Source organism: Amycolatopsis sp. NPDC089917 (assembly GCF_040684635.1).
In the GTDB taxonomy this organism is placed as follows: Bacteria; Actinomycetota; Actinomycetes; order Mycobacteriales; family Pseudonocardiaceae; genus Amycolatopsis.
On sequence record NZ_JBFBGL010000009.1, the window covers coordinates 159,528 to 165,611 of the forward strand.

The window sequence follows — 6,084 nt, forward strand, 5'->3', positions numbered from 1 at the left end:
CCGGTTACGATCTGTGCCGTGTCCGGACGCGAGCGGGTGGCCAAGATCGTCGAGGCCCGCGCATTCCAGAATTTCATCATCGCGGTGATCGTCTTCAACGCCGTCACGCTCGGCTTGGAGACCTCGACGAGGATGCTCGCGGAGTACGGGCGGCTGCTGCACACGGTCGACTACATCGCGCTCTCGATCTTCGTGCTCGAACTCGCCGCGAAGTTCTACGCCTATCGCGGCAAGTTCTTCCGCGATCCGTGGAACATCTTCGACCTGCTCGTCGTCGGCATCGCGGTGATCCCCACGACCGGCCCGTTCGCGGTGCTGCGGGCGTTGCGGGTCCTGCGGGTGCTGCGGCTGATCTCGGTGGTGCCGTCGATGCGGAAGGTCGTCACCGGCCTGCTCGCGTCGATCCCCGGTATGGCGTCGATCGCCGCGCTCCTCGCGCTGATCATCTTCGTCGCCGGGGTGATGGCGACGAAGCTGTTCGGCGCGATCTCGCCGGAGAACTTCGGGGACCTCGGCACGTCGCTGTTCACGCTGTTCCAGGTGATGACCGGCGAGGCGTGGCCGGACATCGCCAAAGAGATCATGAAGGAAGCACCCATGGCCTGGGTGTTCTTCGTGGTCTACATCCTCGTGTCCAGCTTCGCGGTGCTGAACCTCTTCATCGCCGTCGTGGTCAGCGGGATGGAGGACGAGCTTCGCCAGGACATCCGCGAGGAAGAGGCGAAGCAGGCCGAAACCCAGGCTCAGGCGAACAAGGAGATCCTCGACGAGCTCCGGGCCCTTCGCGCCGAGGTCAGCGCTCTTCGTCCGCGATGAGCGCTTCGAGAGCGGGAAGAGCCGCCGCGAGCGCCGCCTGGTGCTCCGGGGTCAGCCGTTCGAGGCGCGTACCCAGTTCGCGGACACGCGTCGACCGGACGCCCGAAACCAGCCTCTCGCCCTCTTCGGTGGCCTCCGCGAGCCAGGCACGCCTGTCGATCGGGTCCGATTCACGGCTGACGTAGCCCGCTTCGACGAGCGAAGCGACGATCCTCGACATGGTGGCCGCGGCGACGCCTTCCTTCGCCGCGAGATCACCCAGACGGAGCTGTCCGTAGTTCACGAGCGTCGCGAGCGCGGAGATCGCGCCGTGGCCCGGCCCGGGCACACCCGCCTGCCGCAGTGACCGTGACAATCGGCCCACCGCCAGGAACAACCTGCCCGAAACATCCTGGACCGCTGACGTGGTCACCACTGGCTCCTCTGGGTACACGGCGGCGGGAGCGCCGCCGGAGAGTGCCGTCAACCATACGGGCTCCCCCTGCGTACTCCCGGTTAAGGCCGTGAACCGTACAAAAGGGTTATCGAGGCGGACTCGAAGCGTGCGCCCAGAACCGCTGGGGGATGCGGCCCGCCCCGGCGGCCAGCCGTCCGGCGGTGACGGCGGCGCGCATCGCCGACGCCATCCGCTCCGGATCCGCGGCCCGGGTGACCGCGGTCGAGAGCAGGACGGCGTCGCAGCCGAGCTCCATCGCCAGAGTCGCGTCGGAAGCCGTGCCGATCCCGGCGTCGAGGATCACCGGGACCCCGGCGCGCGAGACGATCAGCTCGATGTTGTGCGGGTTCCGGATGCCGAGACCGGTGCCGATGGGCGCGCCGAGCGGCATCACGGCCGCGCAGCCCGCCTCCTCCAGCCGCAGGGCCAGCACCGGGTCGTCGTTGGTGTAGGCGAGCACGGTGAAGCCGTCCGCGGAGAGCTCTTCGGCCGCTTCGACGGTCTCGAACGGGTCCGGCAGCAGGGTGCGGTCGTCCGCGTGGACCTCCAGCTTGATGAGGTCGGTTTCGAGTGCTTCGCGGGCGAGCCGGGCGGTGAGGACCGCTTCGGCGGCCGTCCGGCAGCCGGCGGTGTTGGGCAGCAGGCGGATGCCGAGCCGCCGGAGCAGTTCGAGCACGCCGGAGCCGCCTTCGGCGTCCGCTTTGCGCATCGCGACGGTGGTCAGTTCCGTGCCCGAGGCCACGAGCGCGCGTTCCAGCACGGCGAGGTTCGCCGTGCCGCCGGTGCCGATGATCAGCCGCGACGACAGCTTGTGCTCGCCGATGACGAGGTGGTCTCCGTCCATTTCAGCCTCCTTGGACAGCGGTGAGGATGTCGACGCTGGCGCCCTTGCGCACCACGGCTTCCGGCCATTCGCCGCGCCGGACGACGACGCCGTCCACCGCGACCGCGACGCCCTTCGTCGCCGTGCCGAGCGCTTCGAGCACGCCCTCGACGGTGGTCCCGTCGGGGAATTCGCGCCACTGGCCGTTGACCTGGATCTCCATCACACCCGCTCCTCGCTTCGCCGCGACGGCGCCGCCGCCGCGACCTCGTCCGGCAACGGCCCGCCCTCCAGCCAGGCGACCGCGGCGTCCGCGGTGACCGGGGCCATCAGGAGGCCGTTGCGATGGTGACCCGTCGCGGCGAAGACACCTTCGCCCAGCTCACCGATGAAGGGCATCGTGTCGACACTCGCCGCGCGAAGCCCGGCGGCGGTCTCGACGAGTTCGTACTCGGTGAGGCCCGGGAAGACCCGCTCCGCGCCTTCGAGCAGCTCACGAACGCCCCGGACGGTGACGGTCTCGTCGAAACCGGCCTCGTACTGGGTCGCGCCGAGCACGAGGCCGCCGTCGTCGCGCGGGACGAGGTAGATCGGGCGGCCCTCGACCATCGCGCGGACCGTCCTCTTCGGCGGCGGCAGGCAGCCCCGGCGCGGCCGCAGGCGGAGGATCTCGCCCTTCAGCGGGCGGACGGCGTCCGCGAGCGCGGGATGCAGGCGCCCGGTCCAGGCTCCGGCGGCGAGGACGACGTCACCCAGTCCCTCCAGGTCAGTGACCGTCTCGCGGCGGAACTCGACGCCGTGCCGTCCACAAGCGTGTTCGAGCGACCGCAGCAGCCTTCTGTTGTCCACGGCCAGATCGCCGGGCACCAGCAGTCCACTTCGGACGGATCCGGAAAGGCCCGGCTCGGCGCGGCGGGCCTCGCGGCCGGTCAGCTGCTCGACCTCGCGGCCGAGTTCGGTGAGGTACGCGGCGAGCATTTCGAGGTTGCCCGCGTCGGCGCTGTCCAGCGCGGCGACGAGCGTGCCGTGCGGCGAAAGGCCCGGGTCGACGCCCTCTTCGGCCAGGTCACGGGCGAAATCCGGCCAGCGCCGCAGCGACGCCTCGCCGAGGGTGAGGACGTCCTCCTCGCCGGGCCAGGCCTCGGTGACCGGCGCGAGCATGCCGCCCGCGAGCCACGAGGCGCCGCGGCCCGGCTCGGGGTCGTACACGGTGACGCGATGGCCGCGCGCGGACGCGCGCCAAGCGACCGAGAGGCCGATGACCCCGCCGCCGACAACCGAAAGTTCTCTCATGACAATCACGCTCCCTGCGCCGGCATGACCCGGATCAGGTTCCACGGTCGGAGCGGTTCCGGCTCCCTCTCAGCCCGTCCTCGGGCTCCCGTGCGGACCACCCCACCGTAGCGCGCGGGTACCGTCGCCGCCATGCCCACCCTGTCTGATCCGCGGATCCGCGCACGGCTCGCGAACGCCCGCCTGTACCTCTGCACCGACGCCCGGTCCGGCCGCGGCGACCTCGCCGAGTTCGCCGACGCGGCGCTGGCCGGCGGGGTCGACGTCATCCAGCTACGGGACAAGACCGGCGGTGCCCCGATCGAGGCCAAACACGAGATCGCCGCGCTGGAAGTGCTGGCGGAGGCGTGCGAGAGGCACGGCAAACTGCTGGCGGTGAACGACCGGGCGGACGTCGCGCTCGCCGTGGGCGCGCACGTGCTGCACCTGGGCCAGGACGACATCCCGGTGCCGCTGGCGCGGGAGATCCTCGGTGACGACGTGGTGATCGGCCGGTCCACCCATTCGGCCGAACAGGCCAAGGCCGCCGCCGAGGAGCCCGGCGTGGACTACTTCTGCACCGGCCCGTGCTGGCCGACGCCGACGAAGCCGGGTCGCTCGGCCCCGGGGCTCGACCTGGTGCGCTCGACGGCCGCGTTCGGCACGTCGCGGCCGTGGTTCGCGATCGGCGGGATCGACGCCGAGCGGCTGCCCGAGGTGCTGGACGCGGGGGCGTCGCGGATCGTCGTCGTCCGGGCGATCACCGAAGCCGAAGACCCCGAAGCGGCCGCTCGCACGCTTCGCTCCGCCCTCGCCTGACCCCGGCAGGGTCAGGGCGCGGGGGTGCCGGAGGCCGGGGCCGAGGGGGTCGTCGAGGGCGCCTGAGAGGTCGAAGGCGTCGTGGACGGCGTCGTCGGAGGCGCCTGGGTGGTCGTGGGCGCCGAGGGCGTCGTCGACGGGGTCGGTGTGGTCGACGGCGTCGTCTCCGGCTGGTTGTCCCGTGTCTCCGAGGGGGACGTCGCGGGCGGTGTGTCGTGCTTGTCCTGCCGCTCCTGAGCCTGGTCGCCACCGCCGACGATCTTCCCGATGGTCGTCCCGGTCCCGCCGCCGAAGGTCTTGCCGGTCGCGCCCTCGAAACCGGTGATCGCGACGAGCGCCACCACGAACGCCACCACGCTGACCCCGGCGATCACCGCCCAGCGCGGTGTGAACTTCCGCCCGGCGGGCTCATCCTCCTCCGCGGGGGTGAGCCGGACGGTCTCCTGCTCCGAGGGGTCGAGCACCCTGCGGCGTCCGGGAACGGTCAGCACCATCCCCGCCTTGAGCGCCGCGTCCTTCGTCCGCTGGAGCGAACGCAGGTACAACTCGCCACCGAGTGTGGTGATCACACTCGCCAGCCCGGCGCCGACGACGGTTCCCGCCACTCCGAGCGTGGAACCCAGCAGCGCCGCGGTGATCGCGGCCATCGCGGCCGCCGTCACCTGGATGATCCTGCCCTGCTTCTCCGTCTTTTCGGTCTTCTCGGCGTCCTTTTCGGAGGTCTCCTTGATCATGATCCCGTTCTGCAAGCTAGTCGGTCCTCACCCGGTCCTAACGAATAAGGCGCGCGAGATGCTCCCTTCGTTGTCCGCACGTGAGGAGCGCCACGCCGTATGTCCAAAAAGGACTGTCCACGGTTTACGACTCCTTGACATAATCGGACGTATGGATCTGGTCTCGATCGAGGAAATCCGCGACGCGGCGAGCCGCGTCAAAGGCGTCGCGGTGCGCACACCGTTACTGGAACAGTCGTGGGCGCCGTTGTGGCTCAAACCGGAAAACCTTCAGCCGATCGGCGCTTTCAAGGTGCGCGGCGCCCACAACGCGATCGCCGCATTGGACGAAGAGCAGCGCGCCCGCGGCGTCTGCGCGTTTTCCAGCGGCAACCACGCACAAGCGGTCGCCTACTCGGCGAAGCGATTCGGGATCCCCGCGACGATCATCGTCCCGGACGTCGCGCCGCGCGCCAAGGTCGAAGCCACCAAGGCGCTCGGCGCCGAAGTCATCGAGGTCCCGATCGACCGCCAGGAGTCCTCCGCGCTCGCCGTCGCCGATGAGCGGTCGCTCACCATGATCCCGCCGTTCGACCACCGCGACGTCATCGCCGGGCAGGGCACCGTCGGCCTGGAGATCGCCGAAGACCTGCCGGACGCCGGTGTCGTGCTCGTCCCGCTCAGCGGCGGCGGGCTGGCCTCGGGCGTCGGCGCGGCGCTCAAGGCGCTGCTCCCCGGCGCGAAGGTCATCGGCGTCGAGCCCGAACTCGCGGGCGACACCGCCGAGGGCCTGCGCGCGGGCAGGCGGATCGAATGGCCGATGGACCTGCGGGCACGGACCAGCGCCGACGGCCTGCGCGCCCAGCCGTCGGACCTGACCTTCGCCCACCTCCAGGCGGTGCTCGACGACGTCGTCACCGTGTCCGAGGCGGAGATCCGGGAGGCCGTCCGCACGCTGGCGCACCGCGCCCGCCTGCTCGCCGAGCCGAGCGGGGCCACCGCGACCGCCGCGTTCCTCTCCCACCGCGACGCGCTGCCGCCGGGGAAGGTCGTCTCGGTCGTTTCGGGCGGCAACATGGACCCGGCGACACTGGCCGCCCTGCTGGCCTGACACGTTCGGTGCAGGTGGTGGGGGGGGGGGGGGTGGGGGTGGGGGATTACTCGGGCCCACACCAGCCACACAACCAGCAAGGCGACCAGGGGGT

At 71.0% G+C, this 6,084-nt stretch carries 8 protein-coding genes and 1 riboswitch; of the genes, 3 read left to right on the top strand and 5 right to left on the bottom strand.

Translation table 11 applies throughout. From position 1 onward, the window contains the following. Window positions 1-18: 18 nt before the first annotated feature. Entirely contained in the window at window positions 19-816 is a 798-nt protein-coding gene (locus AB0N89_RS09780) for an ion transporter (RefSeq protein ID WP_364202393.1), read from the top strand. Here the strand turns inward: AB0N89_RS09780 and AB0N89_RS09785 are convergent. The 4 genes from AB0N89_RS09785 to thiO all read right to left on the bottom strand — a co-directional run bounded on the left by AB0N89_RS09785 (window position 794) and on the right by thiO (window position 3,368). After that, window positions 794-1,228, bottom strand: a complete 435-nt coding sequence (locus tag AB0N89_RS09785) for a MarR family transcriptional regulator (RefSeq protein WP_364202395.1) — start codon at window positions 1,226-1,228, stop codon at window positions 794-796. The genes AB0N89_RS09780 and AB0N89_RS09785 overlap by 23 nt on opposite strands. A 109-nt stretch (window positions 1,229-1,337) precedes the next feature. Further along, a complete protein-coding gene (locus tag AB0N89_RS09790; RefSeq protein ID WP_364202398.1) occupies window positions 1,338-2,096 on the bottom strand; it encodes a thiazole synthase in 759 nt (252 codons plus the stop codon). 1 nt (window position 2,097) lies between these two features. After that, the gene (gene thiS / locus AB0N89_RS09795; RefSeq protein ID WP_005160548.1) at window positions 2,098-2,298 is read right to left on the bottom strand and encodes a sulfur carrier protein ThiS; all 201 of its coding nucleotides are present in this window, start codon (window positions 2,296-2,298) and stop codon (window positions 2,098-2,100) included. Beyond that, on the bottom strand, window positions 2,298-3,368 hold the full coding sequence (gene thiO / locus AB0N89_RS09800; protein WP_364202401.1) for a glycine oxidase ThiO: 1,071 nt from the start codon (window positions 3,366-3,368) through the stop codon (window positions 2,298-2,300). The genes thiS and thiO overlap by 1 nt, the downstream gene beginning before the upstream one ends. Next, window positions 3,363-3,470, bottom strand: a riboswitch (TPP riboswitch). Its footprint overlaps the gene before it by 6 nt. A 30-nt stretch (window positions 3,471-3,500) precedes the next feature. On the opposite strand from thiO, the gene thiE reads away from it, so the two are divergent. Continuing rightward, window positions 3,501-4,166, top strand: a complete 666-nt coding sequence (gene thiE / locus AB0N89_RS09805) for a thiamine phosphate synthase (RefSeq protein ID WP_364202404.1) — start codon at window positions 3,501-3,503, stop codon at window positions 4,164-4,166. Window positions 4,167-4,177: 11 nt separating this feature from the next. Here thiE and AB0N89_RS09810 read toward each other — a convergent pair whose 3' ends face one another. Further along, the gene (locus AB0N89_RS09810; protein ID WP_364202420.1) at window positions 4,178-4,900 is read right to left on the bottom strand and encodes a hypothetical protein; all 723 of its coding nucleotides are present in this window, start codon (window positions 4,898-4,900) and stop codon (window positions 4,178-4,180) included. A gap of 151 nt (window positions 4,901-5,051) precedes the next feature. Here AB0N89_RS09810 and AB0N89_RS09815 point away from each other — a divergent pair, with 151 nt between their 5' ends. Further along, a complete protein-coding gene (locus AB0N89_RS09815; RefSeq protein ID WP_364202407.1) occupies window positions 5,052-5,990 on the top strand; it encodes a threonine/serine dehydratase in 939 nt (312 codons plus the stop codon). Window positions 5,991-6,084 lie beyond the last annotated feature (94 nt).

What these genes read in the sequence shown, in the direction of transcription:
- AB0N89_RS09790 (WP_364202398.1), bottom strand. Translation starts at nt 2,096, where the DNA reads ATGGACGGAGACCACCTCGTCATCGGCGAGCACAAGCTGTCGTCGCGG.
- thiS (WP_005160548.1), bottom strand. Translation starts at nt 2,298, where the DNA reads ATGGAGATCCAGGTCAACGGCCAGTGGCGCGAATTCCCCGACGGGACC.
- thiO (WP_364202401.1), bottom strand. Translation starts at nt 3,368, where the DNA reads ATGAGAGAACTTTCGGTTGTCGGCGGCGGGGTCATCGGCCTCTCGGTC.
- thiE (WP_364202404.1), top strand. Translation starts at nt 3,501, where the DNA reads ATGCCCACCCTGTCTGATCCGCGGATCCGCGCACGGCTCGCGAACGCC.
- AB0N89_RS09810 (WP_364202420.1), bottom strand. Translation starts at nt 4,900, where the DNA reads ATGATCAAGGAGACCTCCGAAAAGGACGCCGAGAAGACCGAAAAGACG.
- AB0N89_RS09815 (WP_364202407.1), top strand. Translation starts at nt 5,052, where the DNA reads ATGGATCTGGTCTCGATCGAGGAAATCCGCGACGCGGCGAGCCGCGTC.